The following is a 19,488-nucleotide window of genomic DNA, read 5'->3' as shown; positions in this document are numbered from 1 at the left end:
ATATAAAGCCACCGCTCAGGCGCGCTCAGCCTTCATCCCCATCTTCGCCCGAGTCAGCAGAACCGCGACCCTCTGCATCGCCAGCCGAAGCGTCTCTACGCTCGGCCGCATTGGTGGAAGCGGCCGCGCGGGCCGAGCCTTTCCGCGTCTGTCCGCCCTGCTTCGATTTCGTCCCGGAACCGGGATCATCGCTGTCCGACACATCGCCCTCGCCCTCTTGGCCGGCAGCAGCGTGGGCGTCGGTGCCGGCAGAGCCTTCGGCGTCGGGGGCCGTATCGGCACCGGCTTCGCGGCGATCGGTGCCGTCTTCGTCGTCGCTGTCGTCGCTTTCTTCGGCATCAGCTTCGGCAGTTTCGTCGGCACCGTCATTCACTTCACGCGCTCTGGCGTCGTCGCCTGCGGTTTCGCCGCGCTCGGTCTCGTCGCCCTCTCCGGCACCGTCGTGATCCGCCGCGCCACCGCCAGACGCAGCCTCTCCACCGCCATCCGCGTCGTCATCTTCTGAAGGCTCGTCACCCTCTGAGGGCGTTTCATCGGGCCCGGACCCGTCGCCCGATTTGGGCTGTTCGTCCGATCCCACTGGCCCATCGTCGGGCTCACCATTGTCAGAACCTTTGGGCTGCGCTGCTACGCTGTCAGAATCCGACCCCGTTGTCATCGCATCATCAGCCGGGACCGCCGTGCCGTCATCTGCGTCGTCAGTATCGGCATCGATACGAAACGCGTCCGCGCCGCTATCACCGATGATGATTGCGGGAACGGATAGCCGCAGCTCGTTCTCGAACTCACCATCCGGCGCCGCGCGCGTTTCCTTCGCATCCTCGCGATGCTCTGTGGCCCGGCTTTCCGCGGCAACAGGGTCGCCGGCGCGCGGCATGGCAGCGGCCTCCTCTCTCGTATCGGTTGCGTCACCCGCTGACGCATTCCGCTGGCTGACCCGCTCCAGCAGGATTTCGCCGGTTTCGAGATCATATATCGTCAGGATCCGCAGTTTGCCGCGCACAGCAGTCACCTCGACCCGGCCGTCCGCCTGCGTGAATGTGATGTTTTCGTAACCCTGCGCGGCGAGCTGCGCGCGGATCCGGTCCTCTGACACTTGTGCAAGAGCAGTCCCGGCAAGGGAGATCAGCAGACATCCGATAAGCGCAGCGCGCATGGGGCGGTCCATTCCAGGTTTCTGCCGATTATGCCCAAAGCGGAGATGGGCGTCTATCTATACGACTGGTCAATAACCCGTGCGCAGGCCAGAGGTTCCGGCCCTTTCCAACGGATGCGCCAAAGGTTAAAAGCCGCGCGACCCCAACCCGGAAATTTCATGGCACGCCATCTTATTACCTCCGCACTGCCTTATATCAACGGCATCAAGCATCTTGGGAATCTCGTAGGCTCTCAGCTGCCGGCGGATCTCTATGCCCGCTACCTGCGCGGGCGCGGCCATGAGGTGATGTTCATCTGCGCCACCGACGAACATGGCACGCCGGCGGAACTCGCCGCCGCCAAGACCGGCGAGAACGTGGCCGATTACTGTAAGCGGATGCATGCGGAACAGTCCAAGCTGGCCGACGGGTTCGGGCTGAGCTTCGATCACTACGGGCGCTCCTCCAGCCCGCAGAACCACCGGCTGACCCAGCATTTCGCGGGCAGGCTGGACGAGGCCGGGCTGATCCGCGAGGTCAGCGAGAAACAGGTCTATTCCAACGCCGATGGCCGGTTCCTGCCCGACCGCTATATCGAGGGCACCTGCCCGAATTGCGGCTATGAGAAGGCACGCGGAGATCAATGCGAGAACTGCACCAAGCAGCTTGACCCGACCGACCTGATCGACCCGCGCAGCGCGATCTCCGGCTCGACCGATCTGGAAGTGCGCGAAACCAAGCATCTCTTCCTGCGCCAGTCCGCCATGCGCGACAAGATTGCCGAATGGATCGACAGCAAGACCGACTGGCCGGTGCTGACCACCTCGATCGCGAAGAAATGGCTGTTCGACGGGGACGGGTTGCAGGATCGCGGCATCACCCGCGATCTCGACTGGGGCGTGCCGGTGCAGAAGGGCGACCAGCCATGGCCGGGGATGGAGGGCAAGGTCTTCTATGTCTGGTTCGACGCGCCCATCGAATATATCGGCGCGACGGCGGAATGGGCCGATGCGAATGGCGGCGACTGGGAGCGTTGGTGGCGCACCGACAAGGGCGCGGATGACGTGATCTATACCCAGTTCATGGGCAAGGATAACGTGCCGTTCCACACTCTGGGCTTCCCGGCAACGATCATGGGATCGGGAGAGCCGTGGAAGCTGGTCGATTACATCAAGAGTTTCAACTACCTGACCTATGATGGCGGGCAGTTCAGCACGTCGCAGGGGCGCGGCGTGTTCATGGATGACGCGCTCGACCTGCTGCCGGCGGATTACTGGCGGTGGTGGCTGCTGTCCCACGCACCCGAATCCGGCGACAGTGAGTTCACCTGGGAGAATTTCCAGCAATCGGTCAACAAGGATCTGGCCGATGTGCTGGGCAATTTCGCCAGCCGGGTGACCAAGTTCTGCCGCTCGAAATTCGGCGAGGCGGTGCCCGAGGGCGGCGCCTGGGGCGATGCCGAGCGTGAACTGGCCGAGGCGCTGACCGTGCGGATCCGCAACTATGAAAGCTTGATGGACCGGATGGAGATCCGCAAATCCGCCGCCGAACTGCGCGCGATCTGGGTGCTTGGCAATGAATATCTGCAAGCTGCGGCCCCCTGGGCAACCTTCAAGGAGAACCCGGAGCTTGCCGCGATGCAGGTCCGCATGGGGTTGAACCTGATCGCGCTTTACGCGGTGCTCTCGGCTCCGTTCATCCCCTTCACCGCCGAGAAGCTGCGCGAGGCGATGAACAGCAGCGCGGAGTGGCCCGGCAATGTCGACACCGCCCTGACCGCCTTGCCGCCCGGTCACGCATTCACCGTCCCCGAGAATCTCTTCGCCAAGATCACGGACGACCAGCGCGACGCCTGGCAAGAGAGGTTCGGGGGAACGCGCGGCTGACATGCCCTCTTGCATCGTGGGCACTGGACATTTGCGCGACGCGAAGGACTAACTTGGCGCGCCGTGCGGGCTTCTGCCGTGCATCAATCGGAGCGCCATGTCCGTAGATCCCAATATGCTGATATTCTGGGCCATCGCGATGCTGGCGGCCTGGGTGCAAACGCTGACCGGCTTTGCGCTCGGTCTGATCCTGATGGGCGCGACCGGCGCACTTGGGCTGATGCCGGTGCCGCAGGCGGCGGCGATCACCTCGCTTCTGGTGCTGGTCAATGCGGTGATCGTGCTGGCGCGGGGCTGGCGCGACGTGGACCGGGCCGCGCTCTGCCTGATCCTTGCGGGCGCTTTTCCGGCCCTGATCGCGGGCTATGCGCTGCTTGGCTGGCTCGCGGGCTCGGCGCTTGGAGTGCTGCAATTGCTGCTCGGGATCGTCATCGCGGGGTCGGCAGCCCAGCTCGTCGTCCGGCCGTCGCCCAGACAAAACCGCTCGACCCCGGGAACCTTCTTTCTTTCGGGTCTGACGGGCGGGCTGATGGGCGGGCTTTTTGCCACCACCGGGCCGCCGGTGATCTGGCATCTCTATCGCCAGCCGATGACGCTGGCCAGCGTTCGGGTCACGCTCGTGTCCGTGTTCTGCGTCACCCAGATGCTGCGCAGCGCCCTTGTCGCTGCCTCGGGCGCCATCGACGCCGCCCTGCTGACAAGTGCAGCCGGAGCTGCACCTGCCGTCATCCTCGGCACGTTTCTGGCCCGCCGCCTGCCGCCGCCGGTCAGCACCGCGACGATCCGCAAAACGGCCCTCGCGCTGCTTTTCCTCTCTGGCATGTCTCTGATCGTTTCGGCCGCGGGCAAGCTCTGGTAGCGGCGAAAGGGTGGCGCCGCCCGCGCGGCTTGCCTATTCTCCCGGCGCAAGGAAACGGGAGAATTGATGACACATTGCATCCTGATCGGCGCACCGGTCGATGAAGGGCAGCGCCGCGCCGGCTGCCTGATGGGGCCGGCCGCCTATCGCGTGGCGGGTCTGGTCGAGGTGCTGCAATCGCTTGGCCATACGGTCGAGGATCGTGGCGATGTGGTTCGACCCGAACCGGGCCACGAAACCCATCCCAACCCGGCCGTTCACCATCTGCCCGAGGTCATCGCCTGGACCAATGCGCTAAGCGTTGCCGCCCGCAATGCCATGCCCGACGGCATGCCGGTGTTCATGGGTGGCGACCATTCGCTCGCGCTCGGCACGGTGGCCGGCGTCGCGGCCCATGCCAAGGCGGTGGACAGACCGCTTTTCGTCATCTGGCTGGACGCGCATAGCGATTTCCACACCCCCGTCACCACAAGTTCGGGCAATCTCCACGGCACGCCGATGGCCTATGCGTCGGGGCGCGAGGGTTTCGCGCCATTCCCGGACTTCCCCGCGCCCATCCCCGGCGAAAATATCTGCATGTTCGGCATCCGCAGCGTCGATCCCGCCGAGCACGAGATGCTTGCCGAGACCGAGATCACCGTGAACGACATGCGCGTGCTCGATGAAGAGGGCATCGTCGCGCCGTTGAAAACCTTCCTCGAACGGGTCCGCGCGGCGAACGGCATGCTGCATGTCTCGCTGGATGTGGATTTCCTGGACCCTGCCATCGCGCCGGCTGTCGGCACCACAGTGCCTGGCGGCACCACCTTCCGCGAAGCGCATCTGGTCTGCGAGATGCTGCATGAATCGGGGCTCGTCACCTCGCTGGATCTGGTCGAGCTGAACCCGTTTCTCGATGATCGCGGGCGAACGGCAAAGCTGATGGTCGATCTTGTCGGCTCGATGATGGGCCAGAAGGTGTTCGACCGCCGCACCCGCAGCTTCTGAGAGCGACGCTTGCAATCGCGGGCCGACCGGCCCATCTGTTCAGGAACCGCAAACGGAGAGAACGATGTCCCGGAAGGCCACGCAAAGGCTGTCATTCTACCTGCTCGTGCTGCTGACGCTTTATGCGTCTCTGGCCGGCGCGGCGTAAGGGGTCGTCATGGCGAAACGTTACGGCGGACGCTTCTCGCCCGGCGCAGGGGACATGCCTCAGCCGCAGGGCGAGCCGGTCCACCCGCTGGAATCGCGGGTGAAATGGATCACGATTTCCGCCTCTCCCTTTCTACTCAGCGCATTCTGGCAGGACCCGTTCGGGCTGGTGACCAATCTCGCCGGCTTCGGAATCGTCGCGCTCGGCTCGGTGCTGACCCGCGAGGGGCTTCAGGCCGAGGCGGCCTATGATGCGCGCCGCGTCGCCCGCCGCCCTGCATGGCCGCGCAAGCTGTTCGGCGGCGTGGCCACGGGGCTTGGCCTCGCGGTCGGCGCAGCGGAACCCAACGCGATGTTCGGGGCCGGTCTGATCGGCTTTGCGGGCGCGGTGCTGCACCATCTCTCATTCGGCGCCGATCCGGCGCGCGACAAGGGGATGGAAGGGATCGACCCGTTCCAGCAGGACCGCGTGGCGCGGATCGTAGACGAGGGTGAGGAATATCTTGCAGGGATGCTTGACGCGATCCGCCGCACTGGTGACCGCAGGCTGGAAGCGCGGGTGCAGGTTTTCGCCGAAACTGCACGAGAAATGTTCCGCCGGGTCGAGGAAGACCCCGGTGATCTGACCGCCGCGCGGCGCTATCTGGGCGTGTATCTGATGGGCGCGCGCGACGCGACGGTGAAGTTCGCCGATCTCTATGCACAGACCAGCGACCAGTCCGCGCGCGAGGATTACGAGGCTCTGCTGACCGATCTCGAGGGCAATTTCGCCGCCCGCACCCGCTCGCTGATCGAGGGCGGACGCAGCGATTTCGATATCGAGATGCAAGTGCTGCGCGACAGGCTGGCGCGTGAGGGGGTGCGCCCCAGGGACCCCACAAAGCCGGCGCTCGAAAATCGGCGGGGCCATGATCTCAGCGATCTGATCCGCGAGACCGTCAAGGCGGGGCGTCGTCGGGACTGATGCCGCGCTATGCATTCCGGGTCGAGTATGACGGCGCGCCTTTTGCGGGCTGGCAGGCGCAGTCCGGCCAGCCGAGCGTTCAGGGCGCGATCGAGTCGGCTCTGGCGCGGCTCGATGACGGATTCGCGAAAGGCGCTCGGATCGCGGCGGCGGGACGGACCGATGCCGGGGTGCATGCGTCCGGGCAGGTCTTTCACGCCGATCTCAGCCGGCAATGGAAGGCGTTTCGGCTTGGCGAGGCATTGAACTGGCATCTGAAACCGGCGCCGGTGGCCGTGACGGCAGTGGCCTCGGTCAGCGCGGACTTTCACGCCCGGTTCTCTGCGCTCGAAAGGCGCTATCTTTTCCGGCTGGTGGCACGGCGGGCGCCGGTGGTCGCAGATCGGGGGCGCGTCTGGCAGGTGCTGAAACCGCTGGATGTTGAGGCAATGCATGAGGCGGCACAGTATCTTGTGGGGCGCCACGACTTCACCACCTTCCGCAGCACGATGTGTCAAGCGGCCTCGCCGGTGAAGACGTTGGACGAGATCCGCATCTCGGCGCATGACTACCCCGCCGGGCAGGAGATCCGCTTTCATCTGCGAGCCAGAAGTTTCCTGCATAATCAAGTGCGTAGTATCGTCGGCACGCTGGAGCGCGTCGGCACCGGCGCGTGGGAGCCGGCGCGCGTCCGCACCGCTCTGGAGGCGCGGGAGAGGGCAGCCTGCGGGCCGGTCTGTCCGCCTCAGGGCCTCTCGCTCAGCGGGGTTACATATGACCCCGATCCGTTCGACGCCGCCTGAAAATGCGCGCACAACCCGTGCACAGAGCTTACGCAGACTGAGAACCGCACCCTACAGGGGGATTATCCGTCATGCGGGCGGGACCGCACAGACGGTCAAGCCTGCAGCGACCTCACCCCGACTTCCCCTTCCTCACGCGACTTGATCGCTGCGACGGCCGCGATGCTGCCCGCCGCCGTCGTGTAATACGGGATCTTGTCATACAGCGCGACGGCCCGGATTTCGCGGCTGTCAGCGATGGCCTGGGCGCCCTCGGTCGTGTTCAGGACCATCGCGATCTCGCCGTTCTTCAGGCGGTCGACGATGTTCGGACGGCCCTCGTAGACCTTGTTCACCCGGCTGGATGCGACGTCATGACCGGCAAGGAAGGCGGCCGTTCCGCTGGTCGCGATGATCGAAAACCCCATCTCGACCAGATCGCGCGCGGCGCGGGCCACGGCTTCGGTCTTGTCAGCGTCGCGGATAGAGATGAACACCGCCCCCCCTGACGGCAGCTGCGTGCCGGCACCGAGCTGGGCCTTGAGGAAAGCGCGGGGGAAATTGCGGTCCCAGCCCATCACCTCTCCGGTGGAGCGCATTTCCGGCCCCAGCAGCGTGTCCACGCCGGGGAAACGGGCGAAAGGCAGCACCGCCTCTTTCACGGAATACCATGGGGTGAGCGGGTCGGCGAGCGTCAGCGGGTCGGCGAAGGGCAGATCATCCTCGGGGCCGACGCCGTCGGGATAGGGCTCGCGGGCGGGGAAGGCCGACATCGGCTCGCCCGCCATCAGCCGGGCGGCGATGGAAGCGATGGCGCTGTCGGTGGCCTTGGCGACGAAGGGGACCGTGCGCGAGGCGCGGGGGTTGACCTCAAGCACGAAGATTTCGCCGTTCTTGATGGCGAACTGGACGTTCATCAGCCCGACAACGCCCAGTTTCTTCGCCATTGCGACGGTCTGGCGCTTGAGTTCGTCAATGGTCGCCGCATCCAGCGTGTGCGGCGGCAGCGAACAGGCCGAATCGCCGGAATGGACGCCGGCTTCCTCGATATGTTCCATGATGCCGGCGACATGGACCGTCTCGCCGTCCGAAAGCGCGTCGACATCCACCTCGATCGCGCCGCTCAGATAGCTGTCGAGCAGCACCGGGTTCTTGCCCGACACGTCAACCGCATGGGTGATGTAGCGGTTGAGATGGTCCATATCCCGCACAATCTCCATCGCGCGGCCGCCGAGCACATAAGAGGGGCGGATGACCAGCGGGAAACCGACCTTTTCGGCGATGGCTCGGGCTTCGTCGTCGCTGTGGGCGATGCCGTTGACGGGCTGTTTCAGGCCCAATTCATTCAGCATCTTCTGGAACCGCTCACGATCCTCGGCCAGGTCGATGGCGTCGGGCGAGGTGCCGAGGATCGGGATACCTGCGGCCTCCAGATCATTGGCCAGCTTCAGCGGGGTCTGGCCGCCGAACTGCACGATGACGCCGTGCAGCGTGCCGTTTTCCTGTTCGATGGACAGGATTTCAAGGACATGTTCCAGCGTCAGCGGTTCGAAATACAGCCGGTCCGAGGTGTCGTAATCGGTCGAGACGGTTTCCGGGTTGCAGTTGACCATAATGGTTTCATAGCCCGCATCGGTCAGCGCGAAACAGGCGTGGCAGCAGCAGTAATCGAACTCGATCCCCTGCCCGATCCGGTTCGGGCCGCCGCCGAGAATGACGACCTTCTTGCGATCCGAGGGGCGCGCCTCATTCTCGACCTCACCCATCGCCGGGGATTCATAGGTCGAATACATATAGGGCGTCTGCGCCTCGAACTCGGCGGCGCAGGTGTCGATGCGTTTGAAGACCGGATTGATGCCCTGATTGTGGCGCGTGCGACGAATTTCGGCTTCGGCGAGACCGGTCAGCGTGGCGAGGCGGGTGTCGGAAAAACCCATCATTTTCAGGCGCCGCAGCCCTTCGGTGCCGGGCAGGCCGTTGCTGCGGACCTCGTTCTCAGCCTCCACGATTTCGCGGATACGGGCGAGGAACCACGGCTCGAACGCGGTGACATTGTGGATTTCGTCATCCGTCATGCCTTCGCGCATGGCCTGCGCGATCACGCGGATGCGGTCCGGGGTCTGTTTCGCAAGAGCGCGGATGATCGCGGGCTTGCCCTCATCCGCGGCGCCGGGGATGTCGATTTCGTCCAGCCCCGTCAGGCCGTTTTCCATCGAGGCCAGCGCCTTTTGCAGCGATTCATGAAAGGTCCGGCCGATGGCCATGACCTCGCCCACGGACTTCATCGCAGTGGTCAGTTCGGGCTTGCTGCCTGGAAATTTCTCGAACGCGAAACGCGGGATCTTGGTCACGACATAGTCGATGCTGGGTTCGAAACTGGCCGGCGTGACCTTGGTGATGTCATTGTCCAGCTCATCCAGCGTATAGCCCACGGCGAGCTTCGCGGCGATCTTGGCGATGGGAAAGCCAGTCGCCTTCGAGGCCAGCGCGGATGAGCGGCTGACCCGCGGGTTCATCTCGATCACCACCATGCGGCCGTCATCGGGGTTGATCGCCCATTGCACGTTCGATCCGCCGGTCTCGACCCCGATTTCGCGCAGCACCGCAATCGAGCCGTTCCGCATCCGCTGATATTCGCGGTCGGTCAGGGTCAGCGCCGGCGCGACGGTGATCGAATCGCCGGTATGGACGCCCATCGGATCGACGTTTTCAATGGAGCAGACGATGATGGCGTTGTCGGCATGATCTCGCACCACCTCCATCTCGTATTCCTTCCAGCCGAGCAGCGATTCATCGACAAGGATCTGACCGACCGGTGAGGCATCCATGCCCGAGCGGCAGAAATGGATGTAATCCTCACGGTTATAGGCGACGCCGCCACCTGTGCCGCCAAGAGTGAAGGCAGGGCGGATAATCGCAGGCAGCCCGATATCATCGAGCGCGTCGAGCGCGGTCTGCACCCCGGCCTCAAGATCGAACCTGCCCTTGGCGTCTTTCGGCGCAGTGACGATGGTCGCCTTGGGGTTTTCGAGCCCGATCCGATCCATCGCCTCGCGGAACAGTTTGCGGTCCTCGGCCATTTCGATGGCGGCGCGCTGCGCGCCGATCAGCTCGACCCCGTATTTGTTCAGCACCCCGGCATCAGCCAGCGCCAGCGCGGTGTTCAGCGCGGTCTGCCCACCCATCGTCGGCAAGAGCGCGTCGGGCCGTTCGTCAGCAATGATCTTTTCGACCATATCCGGGGTAATCGGCTCGATATAGGTGGCATCGGCCATCTCGGGATCGGTCATGATCGTGGCCGGGTTCGAGTTCACCAGGATGACCCGATACCCTTCCTCGCGAAGCGCCTTGCAGGCCTGAGCCCCGGAATAGTCGAATTCGCAAGCCTGCCCGATGACGATGGGACCGGCGCCGATGATGAGGATGGACTTGATGTCGGTTCTCTTCGGCATGGATGACCCCTGGGCTCTTCACTGTCGGCAAATCGAACGGGGTTATAGTGCAGAAGCGCCGGGAAGCAAGGGCTGGCTGTGCGACGTTACGGATCGAACTACGCTTTCTCCTTTCTGATCTGAGGGCGGGATGGAACCGACAGCGCACAGTGGACATGCTGGGCTCGATGAATTGGGCAGCGCGCAGCCTGCGCAAGGTATCACTCGCTGACCGAGCTCGCCTGCCGTCGATGAACCGCATTAGCCACATGCCGCACGCGGCTACCTGACCCGTTCCGCTTCGCAAGCACAGACCTTCTTCATCGGCTCCCGCACCGCTGAAGCGAGCGCGAGAGGCATCTAAACCGCCGGCAACCGGCTGGGGCTCAGTCAGCGAGATTTCCATCTCACCGAGCAAGGGGGGCGACAGCGTTAGAGAGCAATGTCAGTGCGGTGTAGAAGCGGTTTGACGTGGCACCGGCGGCCGCTGTGCTTCGCACGATGAAGCGGCGGATCAGCGTTTCGACCTGTTCGCCATCCTTGAACAGCGAGGGCGAGGCGGTGCCGAACATCCTATCCGCTGCCTCCTGATACTCTGCAAGCTGGCGGTCGATCGGAAGTTTCGCATAGCTGTCGCCAAAGCCGAAGGCACCATCGAACACTTTGCGTAGCGGGATGTTGCCCATGATCTCGTACCACTTGGTGACATCGCTGACATTTCTTTGGGCCAGCGTAGCCAGCTCTCGCCGCGCGTTGAGCGCGAGGCGCAGATTCTGGTCGCCTTCACCCACGCGCCGTTGGTATTCGCGCTCGACATATTGGGAAATGATGCGCTCAGCGAAATTCGGTGCGGCGCTGAGAGGTTTTGACTGCGCAGCCGCCGCAGATTGAAAGCCGAAGGCCTCGGCAAGGCGGCGGTAACTTTGGTCTGAAAGTCGATTGGCGATGCTTTTCTCATCACTCAGATCGCTGTTCAAGACTTGCCGCAGAAAGGCCTTGCCGCCCATGTCCCCTTCGAGCCCAAAAGCGCGCAGCGTCACATTCAGCATCCGGTAGTCGGAGAGAAGCTCATCGGCAGAGCGGATCTTCGATACATTTTCCCTGAAATGATCACTGGCCGAGCGGACCGCCACGTCCGACGCCACCAGCCCGCGCTGCCGGTCAGCAGTTCGGTTCAGCAGAGCCCACCCCGAGAGCCCGCCAGAGCCGATCTGGACCTGATAGCTCATCTACCCGCCCCGATCAGCCGCGCCTCGCGCGGGAGAAGGTCGCGCAGCGCCTTCAGTGCCGGATAGAATTTCTGGCTCAGAACGCTCTCAGTTGCGTCGGCCAGCAGCTTGCGGCTGTCGCGATCTTCGAAAACCTGGGAAATCTGTTCGAGATGCTGCAGAAGAAGCTGCCGCCCCTGATCTGCGTCGCGATCACCCGAGAGCACCAGCTGTGCCTCATAACAGGCGCGGGAAACGGGTGTGCGCGCCTCATCCGGATGAATGGCGTCGCGCAGCCGAAGAATATTCACCTCAGCGGTCTTGATCGAAAGCCGGGTACGACGGGCGCCGTTTTCGATAACTGCGCCGTTGATCAGCAACCGTTCATTCGGCGCGAGTTTCAGAACCAGCCCGCTCATCCTATGCGCTCCTGTCCGGACAGTCCCCTAATGATGGCGAGGTTCAGGTCCGTCAACGCCTGTGCCGAGGCCGCGCCGCTTCGGACCTTGGCGCTGTGCGCGATCACAAACCCAGCCAATGAGATCAGCGCCGCGCGCATTTCACCCGGCAGCCGATTGTCATCATGTGCCAGATCGGTCGCCAACTGGACCCAGAATCGTTCGTTCGCATGCAGCGCACGCGTAAAGGCGGGGTAATTGCGCGCGACGTCCGACGCGCTTCGCGCAAGATCCGCGTTCAGGCGCGACAGCAGCCGCGCTTCAGCTTCGCGATCCGTTTCGACCTGCGTGAGAGCTGAGGAGTAGCCGCGCGTTTCGAGTGCATTCATTCAGGATCTCTCTAAAAAATTCTGTCTAGCCTTTCCAGACAGATGCCCGTTGCGTGCGGGCAAACGAGAGGGGCGCCCGAAAGCGCCCCATTCTATCTTAACGGAACAGCGACAGCAGAGCCTGCGGCGCTTGGTTCGCGATGGAAAGCGACTGCGTTGCCAACTGCTGCTGAACCTGCAATGCCTGCAAGCGCGCCGAGGCCTCTTCCATATTGGCGTCGACCAGAGCGCCGATGCCCGAACGCATCGAGTCGGTCAACTTGCCGATGAAATCGCGTTGCGTCTCGAAGCGGCCTTGGGCTGAACCGAAGGTTGCGGTTGCATCCACGGCGACCTGAATCAGACCTTCGATCGAATCCAGGGCCGCTTCTGCACCCCCGTCCACGGTTACGTCGAGTGTTTCAAGATCGGCGAGACCTCCGGTCCCTCCGCCAGCGGGAGTTCGCGAGGAGGACAGCGACACCGCCATGTCGCCCGAACCGGTTCCGGCGTCAAAGCTCAACTGGCCAGCGCTCTGCGTCAGCGTGCCGCCGACACCTGCCGTCGTCTTGGCGGCGTTCAGGCCGGTAAGGATCTCAGCGGCAGTGTCACCTTCCTGAACGGTATAGCTGAAGCTGTCGCTATCGACCGTGATTTCAATGACGTCGCCTGCAAGAAGCGAGGTGCCATTGCTTGGGTCAGCCAAAGGATCGTTGGCCGCGATCGCACCCGACCCGCCCTGGAAGCCCAGAGCCGAGCCGATGTTGACAGCGCCCCCGCCATCGGTCGCCGTTGCAGTCGCGCTGAGACCGGTGACCGCACCTCCCGGCGCCGCATCACTCATACGAAGATCGAATGTCTGCACGTCGATGGTGCCAACAGACACCGACCCGTCCAGGCTGCGATCCAGCGACGACATCACCTTCATCGGACTGGTCGTGGTGCCGTTAATCAGGTTTTTGCCACTGAATTGCGCAGAGTTTACTGCCGAAGCGATGGATTGCTTCAGCGCGTTGATGTCTTCCTGGATTTTCTTGCGGTCTTCGGCCGAGGTCCCTGCCTCCTGAGCAGAGATCACCTTCGTCTTGATCTTGTTCAGAAGGTCGGTGATCGACTCGGTAGCGGCTCGGGCAACGGCCACGGTCGATTCTCCGAGGGCGAGCGTCTGGTCGATGGTTTTGAACGAAGCAACATCCGATTCCATTGTCTTCGAGATGGCCCAGATCGCCGCGTTATCCTTTGACGAATTGATGGTTTTGCCGGTTGAGATCTGGTCCTGGGTTTTTGCCAGGCTAGCATTGATCCCCTTGAGGGTCTGCAGCGCGACCATCGCGCCGTTATTCGTGAGAATACTGGACATATCGTCCTCCAATAAGAATGGCATCTGCCGTTTCGTAGGGGGCCATTCTGACCGCGGGCGAAGCCCTGTGCTTTTCCGCACGAAGCCGTTTCTACCAGCTCAAAATTATTCTTTCCCTAATCTCATCCATTTTTCCAGAGCTCTTCGCCGTTTATTTAATTCAAAATCTTCCTATAGCCCCTTTCACAACCCTTAGCTTTGCTGAGTTTCCTTTTTTATCATAAGTGCAAACATGGTCCGCATCGCTTTGTGCCCGACCAATCAACTGGCGGGCGTCATTCATCCCACTCATCGCAGCTCGAACCAGCTGTGCCACATGCGCGAGAGCGTCGCTGAGATGCTCATCAAGCATTTCTGGTCGCGCATTTACCAACTTTTCCAGCCCAGAGAGGGAATCAAACGCCCTTTTGTGATCGCCGGAGATCAGCGCCTTGGTCGCCTCCTCGATCACCGCTTCAGCGTCAGTCATTTTTGGCTGGTTCCTGACCAGGATTGAAGCGCACGGCGAGCATTTTGGCATATTCGCGATTCAGATAGGACTGAAATTGCTGTTCACCAATGCCGCCAGAAAATTCTGATTTGCCTGAATCGGACCGGACACATTGAAGCAAGTTTTCCAGAAGCAGTTGATCCAGCTTCTGCGCTGACCGATCAAGTCTTGCATAAAATGCGGTGTTTTTTTCGACTATCATTACTTACTCCGAATCGAGATCTTCTTTAGATAAGCTGGCGGCGGTAAATATTCGGTAACTGAAATCGTCTAGTAAAGATTCATGGAGATACGAATCACCCCCTCTACGACGATTGCCCTTTTGCAACCCTTGCGGAAGGCTGGCGTAATGGGGCTGGGGCAGGGCATTATCTTCGCCGAAATGTCCGACCGATGGAGTATTGGCGACCCTGCATCAACCTTCCCAGTTGCCGCGACGGTCGCGCCTGTGGATGGGGCTTATCCCGCCGGGCTAGAAGAGGCTGGGAACGAGGCTAGCGATGCCCCGCCTGAGGGACCCTCTGGGTTGGAACCTACGGATTTTGAAGACGAGCAGCCGTGGTTAATCCCGCGCGTGGCCGCTGGCCACATGGAAGATCCGGAAAAAGGAGCTCATTCTGAAGAGAGTGAAAAAGGACCGGAAGAAACGTCTGTTCGCGCGTCGGCTGATCAGCCGCCGATGCAGAACGACATTGGTTCGGGCGCCACAAGAATCAAGCCAATATCGGTTACGCTACTGTGGCAAAAAGACAGCGGCTTCGGCGCTTTCTCGGAAGAGCGTCAGGTCTCCGATGCCTCCTCGGAATACCCGAGAGAGAAATTGGCTACGCCCGCCGCCCTCCTCAGCGGCAGAGTATCCGAGCGAATGGCAGCGCAAGATCCCGCTGGGCAACGCTTGCATGCTGATCGGAGTGTTGCCGGTACTGCAGCAATGAACGAAAGGCGCGTGCCGCTCAGCGTCGACGTTCGTCAGCCAATCTTGTCTCAATCGGCTATCGCAATTGACAGCAATCCGGGTCTAGCCAGCACCGAAGCGATGCGCAACTCCGGGGTCGAGATGGGCTTTCCGCCGCAGCAAATCACGAAGGCCACTGTCCTAGAAGACGAAACCGCAGCCAGCCCCGTTTTTTCAGATGCAGCTCTGTACGCGCGGTCCAAGATAGAGACGGCGGACGGCGCTTGGCGATCAGCATCGAATGCAACAGTTCACCAGTCCCCCGATAAATTTTCGCTGTTCCAGCAGAGGAACCTGAGCGATTCAATTCACACCAAAAATCAAACTGCAGATTTGCGATCCGTCTTGGTCATGGATGATCAACCCGAGACGGTTAGGACGACCTATGGCACCGCGCAGACGTCGCGTTCAGCTCAGCTTCGGGGGCCGAACGACAGTGCCCTGGAGCCCGTCGGCGCGTCAGATGTCGAGAGGCTTTCGAATTATCATACGTCGTCAACTGGCTCGTCGTCACAATTCAAGACTGCGATTGCTGGTGAAAATGAGCGCTTCATCGTCTCTGACTCGGAAAAGAGTGGCGCGTATCTGGCGTCGGGTCTTGTGTCACAGAAAACTGCATCCAATCCGACCGTGAGCTCAATCAATTCTGCCAAGCAGAGCGAAGCAAGCACTGCTCCCTGGATCACCGGACGCAGCCGGCCGGACCTGCAGCATCAGGTCGATGAGGATCTGCTGGCGGCGGTGGTGGGGCATGATTCCCCGCCTCGCCAGCCGACGTCACCATCGGCGGCAGCTTCGACGGTCTCCACGCCGCCACCGCCGGTGACGCGTCAAATTGCCGAAATGATCTCTCTCTCGCCGTTCCGGACCGGAGAAACGGAACTGTTGCTCGCGCCAGAAGAATTGGGAAGGGTGCATTTTGCATTCTCCCAGACAGAAAGCGGCCTGTCTGTCACGGTCGCGGCGGACCGACCAGAGACGCTGGCAATGCTACGCCGCAACGCCGAGATGCTGTCGACTGAACTTGCTCAAGCGGGCATCGGCGATGCTCTGATCGGCTTTCGTGAAGGACATGGTAGTGCCCCGGGGGATGGTGTAAGAGCGCCGACCTTCGGAGAGGTCCAAAGCTGATCAGGTCGCCACGGCGGACAGCCTGATGTCGGGATTGTCGGTGACGCGCGCGAGGCTTTCAAGAGACATATATCTCCGCGCAACCGTCCATTCGTCATTGGTTTCAAGCATCAGCGCGCCGACGAGCCGGATGATTGCCTCGTCGTTCGGGAAGATGCCGATGACGTCAGACCTGCGCTTGATCTCCCGGTTCACCCGCTCCAGTGGATTTGTCGACGCGATCTGAGCCCAGTGCTCGCGGGGAAAATCCATGTAGGCGAGCACGTCGTCGCGCGAGACGTCCATGAGGGTGCCGAGCCTCGCCTGCTTCTCGCGCAGTGCGTCCGCGACGACCTCCCATTGGGCTTCGGCATCCGCCTTGTTTTCCTGGGCGAAGATCGTCTTCAGCATGGCTGCCACAGCCGTGCGCTGCTTGGTCGGAGCATGGGCGAGCGCGTTGCGCATCCAGTGAACGCGACAGCGCTGGTGCGTTGCATCGAACACTCGCCGCGCAGCAGCCCGCAGCCCCTTGTGGTCATCGGCTACGACCAGCTTCACACCGCGCAGGCCACGGTCTGCGAGAGAGCGCAGGAAGTCGGTCCAGAACGTTTCTGCTTCGGAAGGACCGGTGGCGACGCCGAGAACCTCGCGCTTGCCGTCCTCGTTGACCGCGACGGCGATTATCACAGCGCGGCTGACGATCCGTCCGCCCTCACGCACCTTCACGTAGGTCGCGTCGAGCCAGAGATACGGCCAGGCTCCTTCCAGCGGGCGAGAGAGGAAGGCGTTCACCCGCTCGTCGATTTCGACGCAGAGGCGACTGACCTGGCTCTTCGACATGCCGCCCGCGCCCATGGCCTTCACCAGATCGTCCACGGAGCGCGTGGAAACACCTTGGACGTAGGCCTCCTGAATCACCGCCACGAGCGCCTTCTCGGCTGTGCGGCGCGGCTCCAGGAAGCTGGGCAGGTAGCTCCCTTTTCTCAGTTTCGGGATCTCCAGCGCGATCCGCCCGGCACGGGTGTCCCAGTCCCGGTCCCGGTAGCCGTTCCGCTGAACCTCCCGCAGGGGCGAACGTGCGCCCTTCGCGGCGCCGGTTCGCTCTTCTACCTCCGCTTCCATGATCCGCTCGGCCGCGAAGGCCAGCATCTCGCGGACGAGGTCGCCGTCAGCCTGCTTCTCAACCAGCTCGATCAGCGTCATTCTGTCGTCGGTCATCGTCATCTCCGTTCTTGGTTCAAGGTCTCGCAACCCGAACCTGCCCGAAGATCGACGATGGCCGCCAGCGTCACACCCGGCCGCGCGCTGCGCTACGCCAGGGGCTCCGCGCGCGGCCTCCTACACCAACCGGTGGGGCACTACCAAGGACATCAACAGCATGCTCAAACAGCGCGTCGCGGCGCCCCCGACGAAGCGAGAATATTAGCGGAAACCGCCCTCCCGATGCCAACGGACGCCGCCAGGCCAAGCACGCCTTCGCCGGGGCGGCGCCTGGAATTGCGTCTTTGAACGCACAAGAAAGGAAACTGAAGATGGTGACCACCAATCCGACAGCCGCACCTGCCGTCGCCCCGCCCCCGACGGCGAGCCCCCCAAGCAAGGCAAGCTTCGCGGGTGGTGATTTCGAGACTTTTCTGAAAATGCTGACCGCGCAGATCAAGAACCAGGACCCTATGAACCCGATGGAGGGCGCGGATTTCGCTGTTCAGCTTGCCACATTCTCCGGGGTCGAACAGCAGGTGAAGACAAACGACCTCCTTGAAAAGATCGCCGGGCAAAGCGGTGCAGGCGCTCTTTCAGGCTATTCTGACTGGATCGGAAAAAAGGTGCGGACCACGGGTGAGGTGTATTTCGGCGAGCAGCCTCTTACCATGGAGATTCAGCCAGATCCTGCGGCGGACGAGGTTATTCTCGTCGCAACGGACCAATATGGGCGTGAGATCAGCCGAGAGGATATCGGTACCGGCGCGGGCACAGTCGAATGGTTCGGCAGAGACGCTGGCGGCGACCGCCTTCCGCAGGGCCTGTATCGCTTTTCGCTGGAGAGCATGCGCGGCGGCGAGGTCATCGCTCGCAGTGACGTACCTAGCTATAGCGCGGTGCAGGAAATTCAGATGGGCGATCGCGGCGTCTCCTTCGTGCTCAGTGGCGGTGCGATGGCGACGCTGGATGAGGTCGATGCGCTTGCGATGTAACCTGCAACCCTACGCAGTTCGGCCCCAACGCAGTTGGACGGATATCTTACGACGGCGTCGTCTGTCAGCAATCAGATCCTGGGCAGATCAAGCCGATGGAGCGCGACAACACGAGGCCGCAGGGCGACGCGATTTCGACAGGTCTTACTACCGGATGAGATCGAATCTCCAGCCCGATGCGTCAGCGAGTTGTGGGCATCTCGTCGCGAAGGATCGCGGCAAGCCCGCTTTTCAGATCCGGATATTCATAGCAATAGCCGAGCTCCTGCCTAGACCGTGCGTTGCTGACCCGTTTGGAGTCACCATAAAAACTGCGCGCCATAGGGCTCAGATCGGCAGTTTCAAAGGCTTCCTTCGGCGGAGGCTCAACCCCAAGCAGCCGAGCGGCGGCCTCGAGGGTTTCCTCCGGCGCTGCGGGGGCGTCGTCGCAGAGATTGTAGATCGAAACGCTTCGGCCATTTTGGCCGGTATCCACCGTAGCCCCTACGTCGCCGAAAACCTGTTGGAGGGATGCGAGAATCGCCCCGGCGATATCCTCGACATGGACACGAGAAAAGACCTGGCCCGACTTGACGATCCGCCGCGCCGTCCCGCGCCGCAGCTTTGCAAGCGGGCCGCGCCCTGGACCATAGATACCCGCCAAGCGGAAGATGATCAGCGGCCATACCGCGTCGCGGGCAAGATCGGACCACGCATGCTCTGCCGCGAGCCGAGCCGCCGCGCGCGGCGACGAAGGGGTGGGTGGTGTGGCTTCATCCACCCAAGCGCCGCCGTGATCGCCGTAGACGCTGGTCGAGGAAAGATAGCCAACCCATCTGGCCGGTGCGGAACGCAAGCTCTCCGAAAAACAACGCAGTACTGGATCCAGCGCAAAACTCGCCGCAACGGTGGATTCGTGCCGATTCCTGGTGATAGGCGCGACCTCGTTGGTCAGATCCAGCTGACTGTCGGGCGCCACGCAGGTCAGGATCGCGTCGGCGCCGGCGATCTCTGTTCGCAGCCGCGCGTCGTCACCGGGCCACAGCAGCGGCTCGGCCCCCGCCGCGACAACACGCTCAGGATCGCCGCGCGTTGTTCCGACAACATGCCATCCAGCATCCACCAGGCGTGGCGTCAGGGCAGAGGCAGAATAGCCATGTCCAAGAATGAGGATGTTCATAGGCGGCACGGTTCCTTTTGCGGCAGCATCCGTCGTCCGCTCGCGAAGATCAGCTCGTCGGCCCTTTCGATGCT

General features: G+C 62.4%; 17 protein-coding genes. 7 read left to right on the top strand and 10 right to left on the bottom strand.

What is annotated here, in order from left to right; all coding sequences use genetic code 11:
• Positions 1-25 precede the first annotated feature (25 nt).
• On the bottom strand, positions 26-1,168 hold the full coding sequence (locus PAF18_RS00135) for a hypothetical protein (protein ID WP_271116626.1): 1,143 nt from the start codon (positions 1,166-1,168) through the stop codon (positions 26-28).
• Positions 1,169-1,315: 147 nt separating this feature from the next.
• On the opposite strand from PAF18_RS00135, the gene metG reads away from it, so the two are divergent.
• The 5 genes from metG to truA all read left to right on the top strand — a co-directional run bounded on the left by metG (position 1,316) and on the right by truA (position 6,761).
• Complete coding sequence (gene metG, locus PAF18_RS00130) at positions 1,316-3,022, top strand: methionine--tRNA ligase (RefSeq protein ID WP_271116625.1); 1,707 nt, start codon at positions 1,316-1,318, stop codon at positions 3,020-3,022.
• Between the two features lie 97 nt (positions 3,023-3,119).
• On the top strand, positions 3,120-3,881 hold the full coding sequence (locus PAF18_RS00125) for a TSUP family transporter (protein ID WP_271116624.1): 762 nt from the start codon (positions 3,120-3,122) through the stop codon (positions 3,879-3,881).
• A gap of 66 nt (positions 3,882-3,947) precedes the next feature.
• The gene (gene rocF / locus PAF18_RS00120) at positions 3,948-4,868 is read left to right on the top strand and encodes an arginase (RefSeq protein ID WP_271116623.1); all 921 of its coding nucleotides are present in this window, start codon (positions 3,948-3,950) and stop codon (positions 4,866-4,868) included.
• 157 nt (positions 4,869-5,025) lie between these two features.
• Entirely contained in the window at positions 5,026-5,979 is a 954-nt protein-coding gene (locus tag PAF18_RS00115) for a 5-bromo-4-chloroindolyl phosphate hydrolysis family protein (RefSeq protein ID WP_271116622.1), read from the top strand.
• Positions 5,979-6,761 carry a tRNA pseudouridine(38-40) synthase TruA gene (gene truA, locus PAF18_RS00110; protein WP_271116621.1) on the top strand — a complete coding sequence of 261 codons (783 nt, stop codon included), beginning with the start codon at positions 5,979-5,981 and terminating at the stop codon, positions 6,759-6,761. The genes PAF18_RS00115 and truA overlap by 1 nt, the downstream gene beginning before the upstream one ends.
• A 95-nt stretch (positions 6,762-6,856) precedes the next feature.
• Here the strand turns inward: truA and carB are convergent, their stop codons facing one another.
• The 7 genes from carB to PAF18_RS00075 all read right to left on the bottom strand — a co-directional run bounded on the left by carB (position 6,857) and on the right by PAF18_RS00075 (position 14,197).
• The gene (carB, locus tag PAF18_RS00105) at positions 6,857-10,192 is read right to left on the bottom strand and encodes a carbamoyl-phosphate synthase large subunit (protein ID WP_271116620.1); all 3,336 of its coding nucleotides are present in this window, start codon (positions 10,190-10,192) and stop codon (positions 6,857-6,859) included.
• A gap of 386 nt (positions 10,193-10,578) precedes the next feature.
• Positions 10,579-11,316, bottom strand: a complete 738-nt coding sequence (locus PAF18_RS00100) for a DUF1217 domain-containing protein (RefSeq protein WP_271116619.1) — start codon at positions 11,314-11,316, stop codon at positions 10,579-10,581.
• Positions 11,317-11,396: 80 nt separating this feature from the next.
• Positions 11,397-11,798: a flagellar biosynthesis repressor FlbT gene (gene flbT, locus PAF18_RS00095; RefSeq protein WP_271116618.1), complete on the bottom strand. Its 402-nt coding sequence runs from the start codon at positions 11,796-11,798 to the stop codon at positions 11,397-11,399.
• Complete coding sequence (flaF, locus tag PAF18_RS00090) at positions 11,795-12,166, bottom strand: flagellar biosynthesis regulator FlaF (protein ID WP_271116617.1); 372 nt, start codon at positions 12,164-12,166, stop codon at positions 11,795-11,797. The genes flbT and flaF overlap by 4 nt, the downstream gene beginning before the upstream one ends.
• Positions 12,167-12,263: 97 nt before the next feature.
• Positions 12,264-13,505 carry a flagellin gene (locus PAF18_RS00085; RefSeq protein WP_271116616.1) on the bottom strand — a complete coding sequence of 414 codons (1,242 nt, stop codon included), beginning with the start codon at positions 13,503-13,505 and terminating at the stop codon, positions 12,264-12,266.
• 160 nt (positions 13,506-13,665) lie between these two features.
• Complete coding sequence (locus tag PAF18_RS00080; protein WP_271116615.1) at positions 13,666-13,974, bottom strand: hypothetical protein; 309 nt, start codon at positions 13,972-13,974, stop codon at positions 13,666-13,668.
• On the bottom strand, positions 13,967-14,197 hold the full coding sequence (locus tag PAF18_RS00075; protein ID WP_271116614.1) for a hypothetical protein: 231 nt from the start codon (positions 14,195-14,197) through the stop codon (positions 13,967-13,969). Before PAF18_RS00075 ends, PAF18_RS00080 begins: the two co-directional genes overlap by 8 nt.
• A gap of 81 nt (positions 14,198-14,278) precedes the next feature.
• Between PAF18_RS00075 and PAF18_RS00070 the strand changes: the two genes are divergently transcribed.
• Complete coding sequence (locus tag PAF18_RS00070) at positions 14,279-16,081, top strand: flagellar hook-length control protein FliK (protein ID WP_271116613.1); 1,803 nt, start codon at positions 14,279-14,281, stop codon at positions 16,079-16,081.
• Here the strand turns inward: PAF18_RS00070 and PAF18_RS00065 are convergent, their stop codons facing one another.
• A complete protein-coding gene (locus tag PAF18_RS00065) occupies positions 16,082-17,278 on the bottom strand; it encodes an IS256 family transposase (protein WP_271115968.1) in 1,197 nt (398 codons plus the stop codon).
• Positions 17,279-17,592: 314 nt separating this feature from the next.
• On the opposite strand from PAF18_RS00065, the gene PAF18_RS00060 reads away from it, so the two are divergent.
• Positions 17,593-18,255: a flagellar hook capping FlgD N-terminal domain-containing protein gene (locus PAF18_RS00060; RefSeq protein ID WP_271116612.1), complete on the top strand. Its 663-nt coding sequence runs from the start codon at positions 17,593-17,595 to the stop codon at positions 18,253-18,255.
• A gap of 181 nt (positions 18,256-18,436) precedes the next feature.
• On the opposite strand, the gene PAF18_RS00055 is transcribed toward PAF18_RS00060, so the two are convergent.
• Positions 18,437-19,414: an SDR family oxidoreductase gene (locus PAF18_RS00055; protein ID WP_271118158.1), complete on the bottom strand. Its 978-nt coding sequence runs from the start codon at positions 19,412-19,414 to the stop codon at positions 18,437-18,439.
• Between the last annotated feature and the right edge of the window lie 74 nt (positions 19,415-19,488).

The sequence above is a fragment of the Paracoccus sediminicola genome (assembly GCF_027912835.1).
GTDB lineage: Bacteria > Pseudomonadota > Alphaproteobacteria > Rhodobacterales > Rhodobacteraceae > Paracoccus > Paracoccus sediminicola.
This window is presented reverse-complemented; position numbering and strand designations above follow the sequence as displayed.

Coding starts and splice junctions, on each gene's coding strand:
- PAF18_RS00075 (WP_271116614.1), bottom strand. CDS start 14,197: ATGATAGTCGAAAAAAACACCGCATTTTATGCAAGACTTGATCGGTCA.
- PAF18_RS00055 (WP_271118158.1), bottom strand. CDS start 19,414: ATGAACATCCTCATTCTTGGACATGGCTATTCTGCCTCTGCCCTGACG.
- PAF18_RS00065 (WP_271115968.1), bottom strand. CDS start 17,278: ATGACCGACGACAGAATGACGCTGATCGAGCTGGTTGAGAAGCAGGCT.
- flaF (WP_271116617.1), bottom strand. CDS start 12,166: ATGAATGCACTCGAAACGCGCGGCTACTCCTCAGCTCTCACGCAGGTC.
- PAF18_RS00125 (WP_271116624.1), top strand. CDS start 3,120: ATGTCCGTAGATCCCAATATGCTGATATTCTGGGCCATCGCGATGCTG.
- PAF18_RS00080 (WP_271116615.1), bottom strand. CDS start 13,974: ATGACTGACGCTGAAGCGGTGATCGAGGAGGCGACCAAGGCGCTGATC.
- flbT (WP_271116618.1), bottom strand. CDS start 11,798: ATGAGCGGGCTGGTTCTGAAACTCGCGCCGAATGAACGGTTGCTGATC.
- PAF18_RS00060 (WP_271116612.1), top strand. CDS start 17,593: ATGGTGACCACCAATCCGACAGCCGCACCTGCCGTCGCCCCGCCCCCG.
- carB (WP_271116620.1), bottom strand. CDS start 10,192: ATGCCGAAGAGAACCGACATCAAGTCCATCCTCATCATCGGCGCCGGT.
- PAF18_RS00085 (WP_271116616.1), bottom strand. CDS start 13,505: ATGTCCAGTATTCTCACGAATAACGGCGCGATGGTCGCGCTGCAGACC.
- truA (WP_271116621.1), top strand. CDS start 5,979: ATGCCGCGCTATGCATTCCGGGTCGAGTATGACGGCGCGCCTTTTGCG.
- PAF18_RS00135 (WP_271116626.1), bottom strand. CDS start 1,168: ATGGACCGCCCCATGCGCGCTGCGCTTATCGGATGTCTGCTGATCTCC.
- PAF18_RS00115 (WP_271116622.1), top strand. CDS start 5,026: ATGGCGAAACGTTACGGCGGACGCTTCTCGCCCGGCGCAGGGGACATG.
- rocF (WP_271116623.1), top strand. CDS start 3,948: ATGACACATTGCATCCTGATCGGCGCACCGGTCGATGAAGGGCAGCGC.
- PAF18_RS00070 (WP_271116613.1), top strand. CDS start 14,279: ATGGAGATACGAATCACCCCCTCTACGACGATTGCCCTTTTGCAACCC.
- metG (WP_271116625.1), top strand. CDS start 1,316: ATGGCACGCCATCTTATTACCTCCGCACTGCCTTATATCAACGGCATC.